The organism is Heyndrickxia camelliae, from assembly GCF_002844575.1.
GTDB classification, from domain to species: domain Bacteria; phylum Bacillota; class Bacilli; order Bacillales; family Bacillaceae_C; genus Margalitia; species Margalitia camelliae.
Map to the genome: position 1 here is coordinate 228,196 of NZ_PIQO01000005.1, position 16,122 is coordinate 244,317.

Genomic DNA, 16,122 nt, shown 5'->3' on the forward strand with positions numbered 1-16,122 from the left:
TAGATTAAAAATGGGAATAAGGGACAGGTTCCTCGTCCCACATACATTTATTGGGAGGGAAAAGGGACCGGACCCTTCATCCGCTATACAACACAGAAAAAAGGGTTTTACCTCTAAATAGTATTGAAGGAGTGTTTCATTATGTTAAAAGTTACAGTTTGGAATGAAAATCGCCATGAGAAGAAAAATCAGGTTGTTGCTGAAATATATCCAAATGGAATTCACGGAGCCATTTCTGCCTTTTTGGAAAAGGAAGGGTTGGATGTCAAAACTGCTACATTAGATGAACCTGAACATGGATTAACCGATGACGTATTAGAGAATACAGATGTCCTTGTTTGGTGGGGGCACATGGCGCATCATGAAGTTTCAGAAGAAATAGTAAATAAAGTGGTTGAAAAGGTTTTGGGAGGAATGGGGTTAATTGTACTGCACTCGGGTCATTTTTCCAAGGTATTCAAGAAATTAATGGGAACGTCTTGTGATTTAAAATGGCGTGAAGCAGATGATCGCGAGCGACTTTGGGTAGTAGAACCAAGTCATCCGATTGTAGCTGGTATAAACCAATACATCGAGCTTGAAAAAGAAGAAATGTACGGGGAGCATTTTGATGTGCCTGCACCAGATGAGCTTATTTTCTTGAGCTGGTTTGAAGGCGGAGAGGTGTTCCGTAGCGGATGTACGTATAAACGTGGAAACGGTAAGATTTTTTACTTCCGACCTGGGCATGAAACATACCCAACCTATCATAATGAAGAGATTCAAAAAGTTATTACGAACGCAGTTAAGTGGGCGGCACCCGTGGATTACGCAAGACCTATATATGGAAATGCCAAGCCTTTAGAAGAAATCTCAAAAAAATAGCCACATATAATTTTAATAGAAAAACTATTTTATAGAAGCGGGAAATCAAAGCCGCTTTCCCATATAGTAAATGTTTTACATAGCAATAAAGGAGGAATGCCCAATGGCAAAAATAAAAGTTGGTGTTATCGGCTGCGGAAGTATTGCAACACACCGTCACCTTCCGGAATATGCATCTAATAAGAATGTAGAGATTGTAGCGGTATGCGATATTGTCGAAGAAAGAGCGAAGGAAAAAGCAAAGAATTATAGTGCAAAATTCTATACCAAGTATGAGGAGCTATTAGCAAACGAAGAATTAGATGCTGTCAGTGTTTGTACACCGAACTATCTTCATGCGCCAATCTCCATTGCGGCACTGAACGCTGGTAAGCATGTACTTTGTGAGAAACCAATGGCTACCTCAGACGAAGAAGCAAAGGCAATGATCGAAGCTGCGGAGAAAAATGGCAAAAAATTAATGATTGCCCATAATCAACGATTTGTAAGTTCTCACGTAAAAGCGCGGGAAATCATTGAATCGGGCAAGTTAGGAAAAGTATACAGCTTTCGAACTGCATTCGGTCATGGCGGTCCCGAAGGATGGAGCGTAGACGGCGCTGGTAGCTGGTTCTTCAAAAAAGAAAAGGCATTTATTGGAGCAATGGGTGACCTTGGAGTTCATAAGACCGATTTGCTTCGGTATATATTAAATGAAGAAATCGTAGAAGTTGCCGCCTTTGTTGAAACGTCGGCAAAAGATAACTCAACCGTAGATGATAATGCCGTTTGTATTTTAAAAACAGAAAGCGGAATAGTCGGTACACTTGCTGCAAGCTGGTCTTATGTTGCAAAAGAGGATAATTCAACAGTGATCTATGGTGAAAACGGAATTTTACGATTAGAGGAAGATCCGGATTATTCATTCATCCTTCAACATAAGAATGGGGAAGTCGAAAAAATGGATATGGGGAAAATTCAGTCCAATGAGGATGGTGGGCAAAATACTTCCCATGTAATAGATTCATTTATTTCTAGTCTCGTAAATGATACCGATGTACCTATTAACGGATATGAAGGAATGAAATCGTTAAATGTTATTCTTGCTGCACTAGAATCTAGTGAAACTGGAAAAATAACAAAGGTTAAATAAAGATAGGTGTAGAATCTAGTATATAAAGAATATAAGGGGAATTACATGTTAGCCCCTTTTTTGAAATGAGGTGCATGTATGAGTAAATTGCGGCTAGGAGTTATTGGTGTAGGCGGTATTGCAGTGGGCCGTCATATCCCTGCATTTCGTAAATTGGAGGAAGAAGTAACGATTGTTGCGGTAAGTGATGTGAATGTGGAGCGTGCTAAAAGCGTGGCAAAAGAATTTGATATTCCACATACTTTTGCAGATTATCGTGACATGTTGTCTGAGGTAGATGCTGTTGTTGTTTGTACCCCTAACAAATTTCATTCTGAAATAACGGTACGTGCACTGGAAGCAGGAGTTCATGTTTTATGTGAAAAGCCGATGGCAATGACGGCAGCGGAATGTCAAGCAATGGTAGATGCTGCAAAGGCAGCAAATAAAGTTTTAAGCATTGGTTTTCACTACCGTTATATGAAAGAATCTCAAGCTGCTAAAAAGATAATGGCAGCAAAGGAAATTGGAGAACCGTTAGTCGTACGAGTTCAAGCTTTAAGAAGAAGGAAAGTACCGGGATGGGGAGTTTTTACTAATAAAGATCTTCAAGGCGGCGGAAGTCTTATCGATTATGGGTGCCATTTACTTGACCTTTCTCTATGGCTTATGGGAAATCCGAAACCGGTTGAAGTTACTGGAACTACATACAATACTTTAAGCAGGCAGCCTGGGCAGGTCAATCAATGGGGTAGTTTTGACCACGAAACCTTCAATGTGGATGATCATGTTACAAGTTATATTCGCTTTGATAATGGTGCATCCATGCTATTGGAAGTATCATGGTCAGCGAACATCGAAAGCGATAAGGAAAGTGTAAGTATATCTGGTGATCAGGGTGGCTTGGAGGTATTTCCATTTAAGCTGAACTATGCAAAACACGGAATGCTCTTTAATAGCGAAGCAACCTGGATTCCTAGCGAAGAGGATCCCGGACATCTACAGGCGAAGAACTTCGTGGATGCTTGTCTAAATGCTGCTGAACTAGTGGTAAAACCGGAAGAAGCTTTATTTGTTTCCCAAATTATGGAGGCTATTTATAAAAGCAGTCAAGAGAAGAAGGGTGTACAACTTTAAGGAATGGTGGGATAAAGATGAAATTAGGTGTTTTTACCGTATTATTCTCTGATAAGTCTTTTACTGACATGTTGGATTATGTAAAAGCGGCAGGATTAACCGCTGTTGAAATTGGAACAGGCGGTTACCCTGGAGATGCTCACTGTAAATTGGATGAATTATTGGATAGTCAGGAAAAAAGAGATGCCTATTTACATGAGGTGAAATCTCGCGGTTTACAAATTAGTGCATTTAGCTGCCATGGAAATCCAATTTCACCAGATCAAGAGTTTGCAAGACAAAGTCATGATGTTTTTGTAAAAACGGTCAAATTAGCATCTTTAATGAATGTGCCGGTTGTAAATTGTTTTTCTGGTACTCCAGGCGATCATGAAGGCGCGAAATATCCAAACTGGCCAGTTGTAGCATGGCCAAATGAATATGCAGATATTTTAAAATGGCAATGGGAAGAAAAACTCATTCCTTACTGGAAGGAATGGGGACAATTTGCGAAGAATCATAATGTAAAAATTGGCCTGGAACTTCATGGCGGATTCCTGGTACACACTCCGTATACATTGTTAAAATTGCGTGAAGCAACCTGCGATGCTATTGGAGCAAACCTTGACCCTAGTCATCTTTGGTGGCAAGGAATTGACCCTGTAGCTGCAATCAAAATTTTAGCGAAGGAAAATGCCATTCATCATTTCCATGCGAAAGATACTTATATTGATCAAGATAATGTCAATATGTATGGATTGACGGATATGCAGCCATACGGTGAGGTACGAACAAGGTCTTGGACATTCCGTTCTGTTGGCTGCGGACACGGACTTCAAGAATGGTCAGACATGATGAGCGCTCTTCGCACATATGGTTATGATTATGTTGTAAGCATTGAGCATGAAGATCCCATTATGTCAATTGAAGAAGGATTTAAGCGCGCGGTGAAAAACTTGCAATCGGTGCTTATTGAGGAAACACCTACCGATATGTGGTGGGCCTAAAATTGCATAAAAAAATGGAAAGAGGAGATTCTCTTTCCATTTTTATTTATCCCGAATCCCTTGATATAAGTTCACCACGCCAATTAAGAAATGCATTACCATACCTACAACTGGTATAAACGCTAGGATATTTCCGATTATCCCGAAGACAGATGCGGATTTGGCTTTACCAGCTACAAATGCGATAATTAGACCGATAAAATGAAGTACAATCAATGTTCCTAATGGTGTCCAGGCGTGTGCAAGAATGATTGCTCCGCCTAAAATCGGAATACTAAAGAATAACTCGACTAGACCAATAATTATTTTATATAACCGTAAAACTGAACTCATTGTAAAAAGTCCCCCTTTTTTAAGGATTATTGTATCATTTGGAATAGCGATTTAGGCAAATAAAAGCGAAAATACATTATTCCTTTCAAAGTCAGCAAGAATCCCTTTTGGTAAATATGTTTTTAATTCATCATATGTAGCCCATAAGTAATCGGAGTGTTCATTTGACAGAGTAATATCTTTATTATCACAGGTGCACAGGTAGGTAATGATTACAACTTGTCTTGTAGGAGAGGTTTGAAAAGTAGTGGCATAGAGAATCTGTTTAATTTGAATTTCTAGACCCACCTCTTCCATCACTTCTCTTTTCAAAGCACTTTCCAGATCCTCGCCAAATTCAATTTTCCCTCCAACACCTTCCCAAGTTCCTCCAGCAACATGTGCTTCATTACAACGCTTGATAATCAGTACCCTTCCGTTCTTTATAATCACGCCTTTTACCCCAACAATCATCTGATTCTCCACCATTATCACCATCCGGTTTAGTTTATACCATTTTCTACTAATCTAATACGAATCGTCAACGCTTAATTACTTCATGTTAGAAGAAAGTGTCCACCTCAGGAGGACACTTTCAGAAAATGTCCATTTGTGGTGCCAGCCACCACATGAAACTTTTTTCAGGTAGGATACGTAAAGTATTTTATCTTGTATACTCCTTATCTAGTATAATAGGTGGATGAGGAATTGGAGGGGGACATCATGCTTTATTGGTTGGCTATATTAGCTTTAACATGGAATCCATTTATATGGAAAATGAATTATAAGCAGAAGTTGTTTATTTCATTTCAAATTATTAGATTGTTACTAGGTATCGTGATTATATTTTGTGTATCCTATTTCGGCTTAGTAGACCATACTTTTCAGGCATTTATTAGCTACGGCCTATATATACTAGGATTTTTCCTTCTTTTAGACATTGTATATGGGCAGGCTAAGAAGGCAAGGATAACGCCCGTAATTGGGGCAGCTTTTATAATCGGAGGATTATATTTCAGCTTCATGTACCCTTTGACGATTACCAATGACAAATATGAGTTTGTGAAGGCTAAGGTAAAAACAGTATCCAAAATTGATGCATCTATTGATGAAAAGCATATTCCAGTTGTACCGGAAAAATATGCACGCTACCGCAGTGAAAAACTAATCGGGGAACTGAAGCATTCCTCTTATTATGATTTGGGGGATTCTACGATTCAAAAAATGGACGGTCATCTCTATTGGGTGACTCCAATTGAATACACAGGATTTTTCAAATATATGAAAGGCGAGAAGGTTCCTGGATATATCAAAATGAGTGCAGAGGATGAAAGAGCAGAAGCAAAATTAGTTAAAACAAAAATGACTTATGTGCCATCTGCTTATTTTAGTAAAAATGTGAAAAGACATGTTCGTAACCTGCATAAGGATAAAATTTTGTTGGACGTCAGCTTCGAGCCGGATGATCAAGACCGACCTTACTATGTTATCCCATATGGTGAGTATAGGAAATTTAGAAATATAATAGACGTGCAGGGAATTTATTTAGTCGATCCTGTTACAGGAAAGACAAAGGAATATACACTAGCCAATTTGCCGGACTTTATCGATCATGCCATTCCAACGAGTGTTGCGGAGGATTGGAATGAATGGTATGGAAAATATGTTCATGGTTTCTGGAATTCACACTTTTCCCAGGAAGATGTTATGGTTCCAACGCAGTGGAAGGGTGTAGATGAGGTAAACGGTGTATTTAATGATGATTTACAACTGCATTGGTTTACCGATTTTACTCGTCCAAAATCAGGAAGTGGTTCGATGGTAAGCTATTCTATATTAAATGCACGTACTGGTAAATTCACTTTTTATACAGAAGGCAATGGCCTCTTAAATGGAAAGTCAGCTATGAATGTTGCAGAAAAAACGTTCAGGGCAAATAAGTATGATGCCGGTACTCCTATCTTGTATTCTATTTATGGACAATTTACATGGGTTGTTCCGTTAATGGACTCCAACCATGTCCTGAGAGAAATGATGCTCATAAATGCAAAGGATGAAAAAGTATATAGTGCAGAGGATTCCAAACGTGCATTATTTGATAATTATAAGTATGCGATTGCTACCAAACTTGGAAATGATGTCGCAACACCAACGGATCAAGCACTGCTCAAACCATTAAAAGGAACCGTCAGCCATGTTTACAAAGCTGAAACAGCGCAGGGGACAACAGTAAAATTTATGGTGGCTGGCAGTGATAAAATCTTTGTTGTACAATCGAACGATTTCCCTTATTCAATCTTTTTGGAAAAAGGTTCCGTTGTGGAATTTAAGTATATTGACACGAATGAAACGATAGCTTCTATTAGTGGGGAATTTAAAATAGCTAAATAATTAATAAGAGGGCACCGTTATTAAACGATGCCCTTTTTTAGTTTAGACGATATCAAAAGGACAATTTAATGAAAAAGCGAAGTCGAAATGTCTTTTAGAGGGAGTCATGGACAAGTCGATGGAAAAGCAAGGGCGATTTGTCCTTTAGGCGTAGTCAAAAGGATAACTCAGGGAAAAAGGAAGGCCGAAATGTCTTTTAGATGGAGTCAAAAGGCCAAGTCGAGGAAAAAGGAGGGCTGATTTGTCTTTTAGAGGGAGTCAAAAGGACAAATCAAGGAAAAAGGAAGGCTGAAATGTCTTTTAGAGGCACTCAAAAGGCCAAGTTAAGGAAAAAGTAAGATTGAAATGTCTTTTAGAAGCACTCAAAAGGACAAGTGGAGGGAAAAGCGAGGCTGATTTGTCCTTTAGAGGTAGCCAAAAGGACAAGTTGAGGGAAAAGAAGGACTGAGTTGTCTTTTAGAGGGAGTCAAAAGGACAAATCAAGGAAAAAAGGAAGGTAGAAATGTCTATTAGAGGTAGCCAAAAGGCCAAGTGGAGGGAAAAGGAAGGCCGAAATGTCTTTTAGAGGCACTCAAAAGGCCAAGTTAAGGAAAAAGTAAGATTGAAATGTCTTTTAGAAGCACTCAAAAGGACAAGTGGAGGGAAAAGGAAGGTCGAAATGTCTATTAGAGGTAGCCAAAAGGCCAAGTCGAGGAAAAAGAAGGGCTGATTTGTCTTTTAGAGGGAGTCACAAGGACAAGTGGAGGGAAAAGCGAGGCTGATTTGTCCTTTAGAGGTAGCCAAAAGGCCAAGTCGAGGAAAAAGAAGGGCTGATTTGTCTTTTAGAGGGAGTCAAAAGGCCAAGTGGAGGAAAAAGAAAGGCCGAAATGTCTTTTAGAAGCACTCAAAAGGACAAATAAAGCAAGAAAGTAAGCTGAAATGTCTTTTACAAGCGTTCAAAAGGACAACTCAAGCCGAAAGTCCAGTCGAAATGTCTTTTACAAGCATTCAAAAGCACATTCCCTTAGACAATCTCACTCAAGTTGTCCTTTACAAAAAATGGTCCGAGTTAAGTACTGCCAGACCCTACTTTTTTATAAGAAAAGAAAAGGTATTCATATATCACTACTTCATTATTTATCTATGTGTTCTAAAATAGAATTCTACAAATCTAAGTCCTTGGTTACACCATCTATTATCTTTGTTAAACGATCGGCTGTATCAAATATTTCACGGTGTTTTGTGTTCCAAACCGATTCGGAATATACCCTCATATTATCGGAGCGTTTGGACAATATATCCGAAATGGCAGACTTTTTATCCAAATCAATGATAGTTTCTTCTAGTAGTTTGCTTAATGTGGAATTTATTCGATCGGATTCCCGATTTCTGGCCGTAATATTCTTATTATATAGTCCTGACAGCTCTTGCGACATTCCTACCGAATCCCAATTGATATTGCCAACATTTCCTACTACCCAGAATCTCCAGGTTGTTTTTCCTATGGCTTCTCTCCAGTTCTTGGCCACCTCATCATCTAATTGCTGTTTTGTGCGGACAGAAGTATATTCTCCGCCGCCTGCCTTTGCAACTTCTTTGAGTTGGCGGTCCGCTTCACTGTCAACGTCAAATCCAATGATGTTAATCTGAATGTCCATGTTAGATGCTTTGGCATCTTTTGCAGCTTGAACTGGATTTCCGCCGCAAGTTTCAATTCCATCGCTTACTACATAAATAAAATTTTTTGTATGGTCATCACTAGCTGCTAATAGTTGCTTTTGCGCGTTTTGAATAGCAGAAGCTAACGGAGTCCATCCGCTGGCCTTGAATTTATTTAACGCACCGGAAAACTTACTCTTTTCGTAGGAAGTTAAAGGATACACGGTTTCTACACTGCTACAGGATAATTTTTTATCTTTATCTGATCCTGTTCCTTTATGACCAAAGACCGTTAGGGATACATTAGTCTTATCAGGAAGGTTTTGGGCGAAATTACTTAGACTTGATTTAGCCAGCTGCATTTTATTTCCGCCAGGTATATCTGCCTTCATACTGCCGCTTGCATCTAGCAATAGTGCAATATTGACTTTATTTGCCTCTTCATGAAGCTCTTCTTCGCTGACATCCTGCAGCAATCTCCCATCAGGCAGTTTTAATTTATCAAACTTCACCTCATAGTCTTTCATAGGCTGTATTGTTTTTTTATAATCGGTGCGAAAAGCGGTGATAAGGGATCCTGCCCATTTTTCAGCTGTCCAATTTTTCGTATCTGTTTTTTTTATATTTTGTATGTACTCATTAATCGCTTTATTCTGTGCCTCAGTGTAAACATTATTATCTGCAAATTCAGCGTCGATTATGAATTTTTTATATAGGTCACCACCAGGTTCCTGCTCCATTTCCTCACCGGATAGGCCATATGTTGGTTCCTTTTCCTTGGCAGTCTCCGTTTCTTTTGTAGGGGAAGAAGTCTTTCTATGTTGAGAGGTTTTCTCCGTTTGCTGGCATCCGGCGATGATGATCAAACAAAGAAGGGTAACAAACGGACGTGCTATTTTTAACATTTTATACTATTCCTCCTCTTTTTAGTAAAATTTACCTTATTTTATTATTATAAATAATGACTGAAAGGGAGAAAATATGTCTTTTTACCTACAAACTGAATAGGAATGAAAAGAAGGGAAACTTATACATGCAAAAAAAGCAGAGAATAAAGATTTTATTGAAAGTCAAGAAAATATATGAAGTTCCTTTTTATTCAATCATTAGATTTAATGTCACACATTAAAGAGAGCAAAAAAGAAAGGATAGATGTACAGGAAGGAACCCCCCTCTTACAACTATCCTTTTTTGCACAACAAATGCCCCCATTTAAATGTTCATTTAAAACAAAGTTCGATTATTTAAAGAATTACTTGAAGATTCGGCTATCAATGCCGGCTTTTTCTTCTTCAACAAAAGGGGCAGGTTTGTTAAGGAAGGAATTTTTTGTTAATTCATAGAATAATGTAATCTTAAAAGGGGGAAATGTGTTTTGCGTTCAATTCGATGGATGTTCCTGGGTTTATGTATTATGATGGCTGGTGGATTTATTATTATTGACCCTTCAAGTAACTGGGGTGGAATACAGCTAGTATTAATTGGTTTATGCTTGTCTATTGTTGGATTTTTTATTAAAGAAAAGTAATTTTGTGAACAGTTACAATTAACCTATAGAGTCAAGATTTTAAGAGCCAGCTGCCATTTCGGCGGCTTTTCTTATTGAACTATCGGAGCAGTTTACTTTGAAGAAGGAAATCCAAAAATTAGAGAGAATATTACAGGTAAATTAACTTGAATTTGGGTGTAGTAATGAATTTATCCGTTAAGGTTAGCGAGATGGATTTCTCAATCTTTATTGGCCAAACTGTAACTGAAGTGGTCCCTATTAGTCTAGAATTAATAAGAGTTAAGTTTAACAAGGGTAATCTTAACGTGGAATGCTCGTGGAGATTGAGGAATGCAAAAGGTATATTAGTAGGAATATCGGAAGGAAAAGAATCTGATGTTTTTAAAATTTTGGAGAGCTATTTGTTAGCCAAAGAAATAACGAATATTTATCATCTTGAACCAACTGAAGATTTAATAATTGAATTTGACAAAGAATTGTATTTAGATTTATTTGCTGATTCAACATCTTTTGAACAGTACCAATTGTATGGAGGAGATAGCCTGTTTTTGATTGGAAAATAAAAGGTGTTGTTAACTACCATGAAAATTAACTTCCTCATAAACTTCAAAGAGACATTACTTAAGAAGCCCCCACTTAACTGTTAAAAAAAGAGGAGCTAAATAATAATAAAGCTATAAAGTGTCGACTGGATTAAGGTCTATATCAGTATTGACACTTCTGACCAATTTTCATTCTCTGTGGTGCAGGACTGTTTTTGTCCTGCATGGTTGGCTAACGGGGACGATTCTTCCCTTACCTATCTGTATTAATAAAGGCTTACAGAAAACAGGGAAATTTATATTGCTCTTTACCTATTTTCTGATAATTGCTATTATTTATACATACCCAAATTTTGGTTAAGTATAGAAATGGGGGGTTTTTATTGTCCACAAATATTGAATGTATAGATGTTGGAAAGTCCTATTTAGGGGATGGGATTAAAACAAATGCCGTTAAAAACATCAATTTGAAATTTACAAAAGGGGAGTTTATTTCAATTGTTGGTCCATCAGGATCAGGAAAATCGACTTTACTTAGTTTGCTAGGAACACTTGACTTCCCAACCTCGGGAAAAATATTGTATGACGGGGAAGAAATCGTAAAGAAAAGTAAGAAAACGATTTCCGATTTTCGATTTGAACATATCGGATTCATCTTTCAACAATTCCATCTATTGCCTACATTAACAGCCCTAGAAAATGTCCTCTCACCCTTGTTTGCCAGAAAAGTCTCTTACAATAAAATAGAACGCGCAAAAGAAGTATTAGCTCAGGTGGGACTTTCCGATAAGGCGAATTCATTACCCTCCCAGCTTTCTGGAGGACAACAACAACGGATTGCCATTGCAAGAGCTATTGTTCATAAACCAGATTGGCTCCTTGCAGATGAACCGACTGGAAATCTGGATTCAGAAACAGGCGATACAATCTTCGAGTTAATCCAACAACTTAACCAACAAGAAGGGTGCGGTGTTTTTTTTGTCACGCATGATCCCAAGCTTGCTACAAAAGCCAATCGCACCATTACCATGAAAGACGGAATAGTTATTTCAGACAAAACTGGTGAACGAATATGCTAAGGTTTATATGGCAGAACTGGTGGCGGCACAAAGAACGTTTTATTCTATTGATTATTGGTGCGTTAATTATTAGCTCTGGTTTAAGCTATTTAGTTGGACTTTCTGAAACAAGTAAAGGAACGATTGTTGATACTTTGCAAAAACGATGGTCTGCTTCATATGATATTGTAGTGCGTCCACCTGGAACCCGTAGTATTACAGAAAAATTGCATTTACTAGAGCCAAATTACTTGAGCGGGTTATCTGGCGGAATCAGTATGAAGCAATATGAAAAAATTAAAGCGCTTACAGATGTTGATGTCGCTGCTCCAATAGCGATGATTGGTTATGCAGGGTATTCAGTTAAGTTAAAGCCTCTAACCGTCAAGCAAAATGGAGTTTATCGCGTACGAATAAATGAAGTAACCAATAACGGTGTAAGTAAGATAAAAGATACTTCCAATATCTACTTTCCAAAAGGAAGTTGGGATCCTATGAATAAAGGACCTGAATATGGAATAGTAGCATCAGTTGATGACTTAAAAGTATATACCAATGCATTATTGGCGGGGATTGACCCTGTACAAGAAGCTAAGCTAGTTGGACTTGATAAGGCAGTAATCAAGAAGGGCGATAGTCGATATTTTAATCAAGACGACAAAAGTTATACTTCCGATATATTCGGCTCATCGGTCAATGAATTTCCTGTCATTGTAAGTAATCAAGCTTTTGTAGATAGAACCAACACCTTTACTATTGAACGATTGGACCTGACATTTCAAGATAGTAAAAGTGCTGACAGGACAATGGAAACAATTAAAAAGAATGGCGGAGAAAAATATTTAAACACCATAAAAGGGTCAGTTGTCCAAAGTTATACTTTTTCTGGAAAAGAAGCATTTAATCTATTTGTAAAAAATACAATAGGTGTCGATTTAAATACAGGAAAACCCTTTCAAGGTACTAATGACAAGGAAAACGTGAATGCGGATTGGATTAGCATGCGACCAAGTCCTGTTGAGTATAAACCAGTTAGCAGTCCATTCCCAGAACGTTGGTCATTTGCCTATGAAGTAAAAAAACATGTTCTCACAGATAATCATAATCTAAAGGGATTAGGAAATGAATCATTTAGGATACCAAAATCTTTTGGGCAATCATTTAATGACTATCCTCGAATTCATCCTAAATGGATAGGGTTTTATGATCCTAGTAAGTTGAAGATTTCAATGGATCCCACTACAGAATTACCAATGGAAACCTATCGTCCAGCTACAGCTGATCTTGTTTTGGATGCAAAAGAAAAGCCCGTTAATCCTCCAAGGTCGTTAAAGCCAACAGATAACCCTTACGACTTTCTTTCCAGTCCACCACTTATGCTTACAACCATTGATGCTGCCCAACAGATTTTAGGGAATAAACCGATTTCCTCTATTCGTGTAAAAGTAGCTGGGGTTAAGGATTTAAGTGAAGATAGTCAAAAAAAATTAGAAAAAGTGGCAAAACAGATTGAAGAAGAAACAGGATTGATTACCGATATTACCTTAGGCTCTTCTCCGCAACCAACCCTCACACATGTGCCTGCAATATCTGGGAAGAAGGAAATTGGTTGGTTGCAGCAGCCATGGGTAAAAATCGGCTCATCTATTTCGATTTTCCGTGAAGCAAAGGTTGGGTTTTCAGAGGTTATAGGAAGTGTAATTGCAGTTGCGGTCATTTATGTATGGGCGTCAAGCCTAGTTTCATTATTAGCAAGGAGAAAGGAATTTGCGGTCCTTCTTGCTATCGGATGGAGACCGAACCAGTTGGCTAAGTTATTATTTTTAGAATCCACTATTGTAGGAAGTTTTGTTGCTATGGTTGCATGGATTATGCTTGGGAGTGTTTTTATCTTAGGAAATACCATGTTTTCGCCAATAAGATTTATATTAACAGGGGCATTTGGTATTTTGATTTATTTGCTAGGAGCTATTATTCCTGCATGGATTTCCAAAAATATTTCTCCTTATGAAACCATGAATAGAGGGGAGATTTCTAAAGGTTCGAGGCGCTTTCTTCCCACACGGGGGCTTCTTTCGATTGCATTTAATCAATTAATAGGAAAATGGAAACGGAGCATGCTTTCCATCATTGCTATCGCTTTGCCCACTAGTTTCCTAGCTTTTTTCCTTTTTATCACTTTCCGTTTAAAGGGGATCATGTACACTACATGGTTAGGTCAATATGTCGCATTAGAAGTGGGTCCTATGCATTATACGGCGATGGGAGTAGCTTTGTTAATCGCAATCCTAACCACAGTGGAAATTATGTGGCAAAATATTTCGGAACGTAATGGGGAAATTGCCTTGTTAAACGCAATTGGATGGCGAAATAAAAGTATCCGTTTCATGATATTAGCGGAAGGACTGCTATGTGGAGTATTTGCAGCGATAATTGGACTCCTCCTTGCAATTGGAATGATGTGGGCGATGTATAGGCAATTTCCATCCGACCAATTAGGGTTTATCCTCCTAACAGGGATTATCCCAATTATTGTAGGAATCATAGGTGCAATAATACCTGCTGAAAAAGCCGTTCGAATCAATCCTTCACGCGGAATCGCGGGACAATATTCCAATAGAAAAGTAACGGAAAAAAGGTTGAAATGGGTATTTTCTTTAGTGGCGATTGCAATGATGGTTGGCTTGGTTTTGATCATGATAAAGGTTGCGCCGAAATTAGTACCAAACAAACCTGTTGCGAACCATGTTTCAAATGAAATGGTAACTTCAACAAAAGGTGAGGTAACGAAAGGTAAATCCTCAGAGAGTAAAGGTGAAAATCAAGCAAAGGAAAACCAATCAAATCAAGAAAATAAAAATCCAGAAGAGTCTCATTACGATGAAGAAATTTCACTTGGGGAAAATCTAAAAGATCTAGGATGGTGGGTACTTTCTTTTGAAGCGAAAAAATTAGAGAAGCTTCCTTCGAAAATCAAATTTAAGGAACCATCTAAAGGAAATAAATATCTTTTTTACCAAATTACTTTTGAGAACAAAGATATTCAGGGATATGATTTCAGACCTTTTGGAAACTTTGAATTACAGACAGATATAGAACAATATATTCCACCTTCTGATTTTTATATTTTAAGTAGCAAAGGGCTGAATGATAATGAATTAGAAATCGGTGGTAAAGTCAGTGTAATCTTGACTTTTGAAATACCTGAAAACGAAAATGAAATGTCATTGTTATTTAAATCTCGCAATTTTGTGAAGGGGATATTTGTAAATTTAAAGGATTAATTAAAGGGCTTACATTTTATTGTTTATAAAAAAGTAAATAAGGCATGTAATTCATTTGATTTCTTAAGGTTGAAGGAGTTGAAGATCATTTATGAGGATGATCTACAGCTTTTTTTGTTATTGTTCTTACATAGCATTTTAGCATTCCTTTATGATAAATATCTTAAATATATATGTTTGTGAAGAAATATACTTAAACTATAGGGTGCAAGAGTTGAAGATTCAATGTGGATCAACAACTCTTTTTTCTTATTCGACTAAAGGAGCAGGTTAGCTTAAAAAGGAATATCTGGTAAGAAAATAGAACTAATAGTTTAATCTGTAAAGTATTTGAGAGTTGGTGAAACAATGAATATAGACAATGTTATTTTAGCAATCGAAGCTGAACAGTACGATTTTGAACCTACACTTCGTATTCCTGGTTTGCAGGAAGTTAGAAATGAAGAACTTATCCTACGTTTATCAGAAGGTTCCTCTAGCGTCTTCGCCAATAAGGTTGTTCGATCTGTATTTACTTCCAATCCAGAAGAAAAAATTAGAAAGGTAATCGATTTTTATGAATCAAAACAAAAAAGCTTTGCTTGGTGGGTTGGTCCAAAATCCCAGCCTTATGACTTATCCTTACGGTTAAAATCAAAAGGATTTACTTTAGAAGATGAATATGTGGGGTTGGCTACCTCCGTTCAACAAGCACCTTCATTTGAATCGTCTCAATGGACTGTTAGGGAAGCCTTGACAGAACCTGAGCTACGTAATCACGTTGCTATTAATGCTGAGGTATGGGGAATGGATTTAACATCTGTTGAAGCAGCAATACGTGAAAGAATGTCTTATATTTCCTTACCTGGGCGACGTGGTGGATACATCGTCGCCTATAACAATGAAGGATTGCCAATCGGAAACGGCACATTTCGAATCAGTTCTGATGGTCAAACTATGTATCTTATAGGTTCTGCTGTTTTACCTGAATATCGTAATAAAGGAGTTTATCATTCATTGTTGCAATATAGGATTAATAAGTCTAAAGAGGAAGGGTGTCAACTTCTAACGGTACAAGCTCGTATAGGGACATCTGAACCGATTTTACGTCGGCTTGGATTTAAAGAGTATTGTAAATTTGAAATGTTCGTTAAGCAATTCTAATCCTTATATCGTACTTACGAAATTGTGAAATATTATACTTACATTAAGGGGGGATTGATTTAAGAAAGATTTATGCCTCTTTTGTTGAAATCTTTTATTGTACTAAAGGGGCAGTTTAGTGGAGGAAGGAAATAATTTTTACCTGC

13 protein-coding genes are annotated in these 16,122 nt (G+C 37.7%); 10 read left to right on the forward strand and 3 right to left on the reverse strand.

Annotation, left to right across the window (positions count from 1 at the left end; translation table 11 throughout):
- Positions 1-141: 141 nt before the first annotated feature.
- From CWO92_RS09725 to CWO92_RS09740, 4 genes are all read left to right on the forward strand, one after another.
- Positions 142-864, forward strand: coding sequence for a ThuA domain-containing protein (locus CWO92_RS09725; RefSeq protein WP_101354005.1), 723 nt, complete (start codon positions 142-144; stop codon positions 862-864).
- Between the two features lie 103 nt (positions 865-967).
- Complete coding sequence (locus tag CWO92_RS09730; RefSeq protein ID WP_101354006.1) at positions 968-1,996, forward strand: Gfo/Idh/MocA family protein; 1,029 nt, start codon at positions 968-970, stop codon at positions 1,994-1,996.
- 78 nt (positions 1,997-2,074) lie between these two features.
- Entirely contained in the window at positions 2,075-3,112 is a 1,038-nt protein-coding gene (locus tag CWO92_RS09735; RefSeq protein WP_101354007.1) for a Gfo/Idh/MocA family protein, read from the forward strand.
- Between the two features lie 17 nt (positions 3,113-3,129).
- A complete protein-coding gene (locus CWO92_RS09740; protein WP_101354008.1) occupies positions 3,130-4,098 on the forward strand; it encodes a sugar phosphate isomerase/epimerase family protein in 969 nt (322 codons plus the stop codon).
- Positions 4,099-4,140: 42 nt separating this feature from the next.
- On the opposite strand, the gene CWO92_RS09745 is transcribed toward CWO92_RS09740, so the two are convergent.
- Positions 4,141-4,431, reverse strand: a complete 291-nt coding sequence (locus CWO92_RS09745; RefSeq protein WP_101354009.1) for a hypothetical protein — start codon at positions 4,429-4,431, stop codon at positions 4,141-4,143.
- 51 nt (positions 4,432-4,482) lie between these two features.
- Positions 4,483-4,899, reverse strand: a complete 417-nt coding sequence (locus CWO92_RS09750; RefSeq protein ID WP_321207795.1) for an NUDIX hydrolase — start codon at positions 4,897-4,899, stop codon at positions 4,483-4,485.
- A gap of 234 nt (positions 4,900-5,133) precedes the next feature.
- Between CWO92_RS09750 and CWO92_RS09755 the strand changes: the two genes are divergently transcribed.
- A complete protein-coding gene (locus tag CWO92_RS09755) occupies positions 5,134-6,801 on the forward strand; it encodes a hypothetical protein (protein ID WP_101354010.1) in 1,668 nt (555 codons plus the stop codon).
- Positions 6,802-7,943: 1,142 nt separating this feature from the next.
- On the opposite strand, the gene CWO92_RS09760 is transcribed toward CWO92_RS09755, so the two are convergent.
- Positions 7,944-9,344 (reverse strand): vWA domain-containing protein, encoded by a 1,401-nt coding sequence (locus CWO92_RS09760; RefSeq protein ID WP_101354011.1) that lies wholly within the window; start codon positions 9,342-9,344, stop codon positions 7,944-7,946.
- A 470-nt stretch (positions 9,345-9,814) separates the two neighbouring features.
- On the opposite strand from CWO92_RS09760, the gene CWO92_RS25355 reads away from it, so the two are divergent.
- From CWO92_RS25355 to CWO92_RS09785, 5 genes are all read left to right on the forward strand, one after another.
- Positions 9,815-9,967, forward strand: a complete 153-nt coding sequence (locus CWO92_RS25355) for a hypothetical protein (protein ID WP_158176172.1) — start codon at positions 9,815-9,817, stop codon at positions 9,965-9,967.
- 164 nt (positions 9,968-10,131) lie between these two features.
- Positions 10,132-10,512, forward strand: a complete 381-nt coding sequence (locus CWO92_RS09770) for a hypothetical protein (RefSeq protein WP_133120545.1) — start codon at positions 10,132-10,134, stop codon at positions 10,510-10,512.
- Between the two features lie 362 nt (positions 10,513-10,874).
- Entirely contained in the window at positions 10,875-11,570 is a 696-nt protein-coding gene (locus CWO92_RS09775) for an ABC transporter ATP-binding protein (RefSeq protein ID WP_101354014.1), read from the forward strand.
- Positions 11,564-14,833, forward strand: a complete 3,270-nt coding sequence (locus CWO92_RS09780; RefSeq protein ID WP_101354015.1) for an FtsX-like permease family protein — start codon at positions 11,564-11,566, stop codon at positions 14,831-14,833. Before CWO92_RS09775 ends, CWO92_RS09780 begins: the two co-directional genes overlap by 7 nt.
- Before the next feature lie 348 nt (positions 14,834-15,181).
- Entirely contained in the window at positions 15,182-15,976 is a 795-nt protein-coding gene (locus CWO92_RS09785) for a GNAT family N-acetyltransferase (protein ID WP_101354016.1), read from the forward strand.
- Positions 15,977-16,122: the final 146 nt, after the last annotated feature.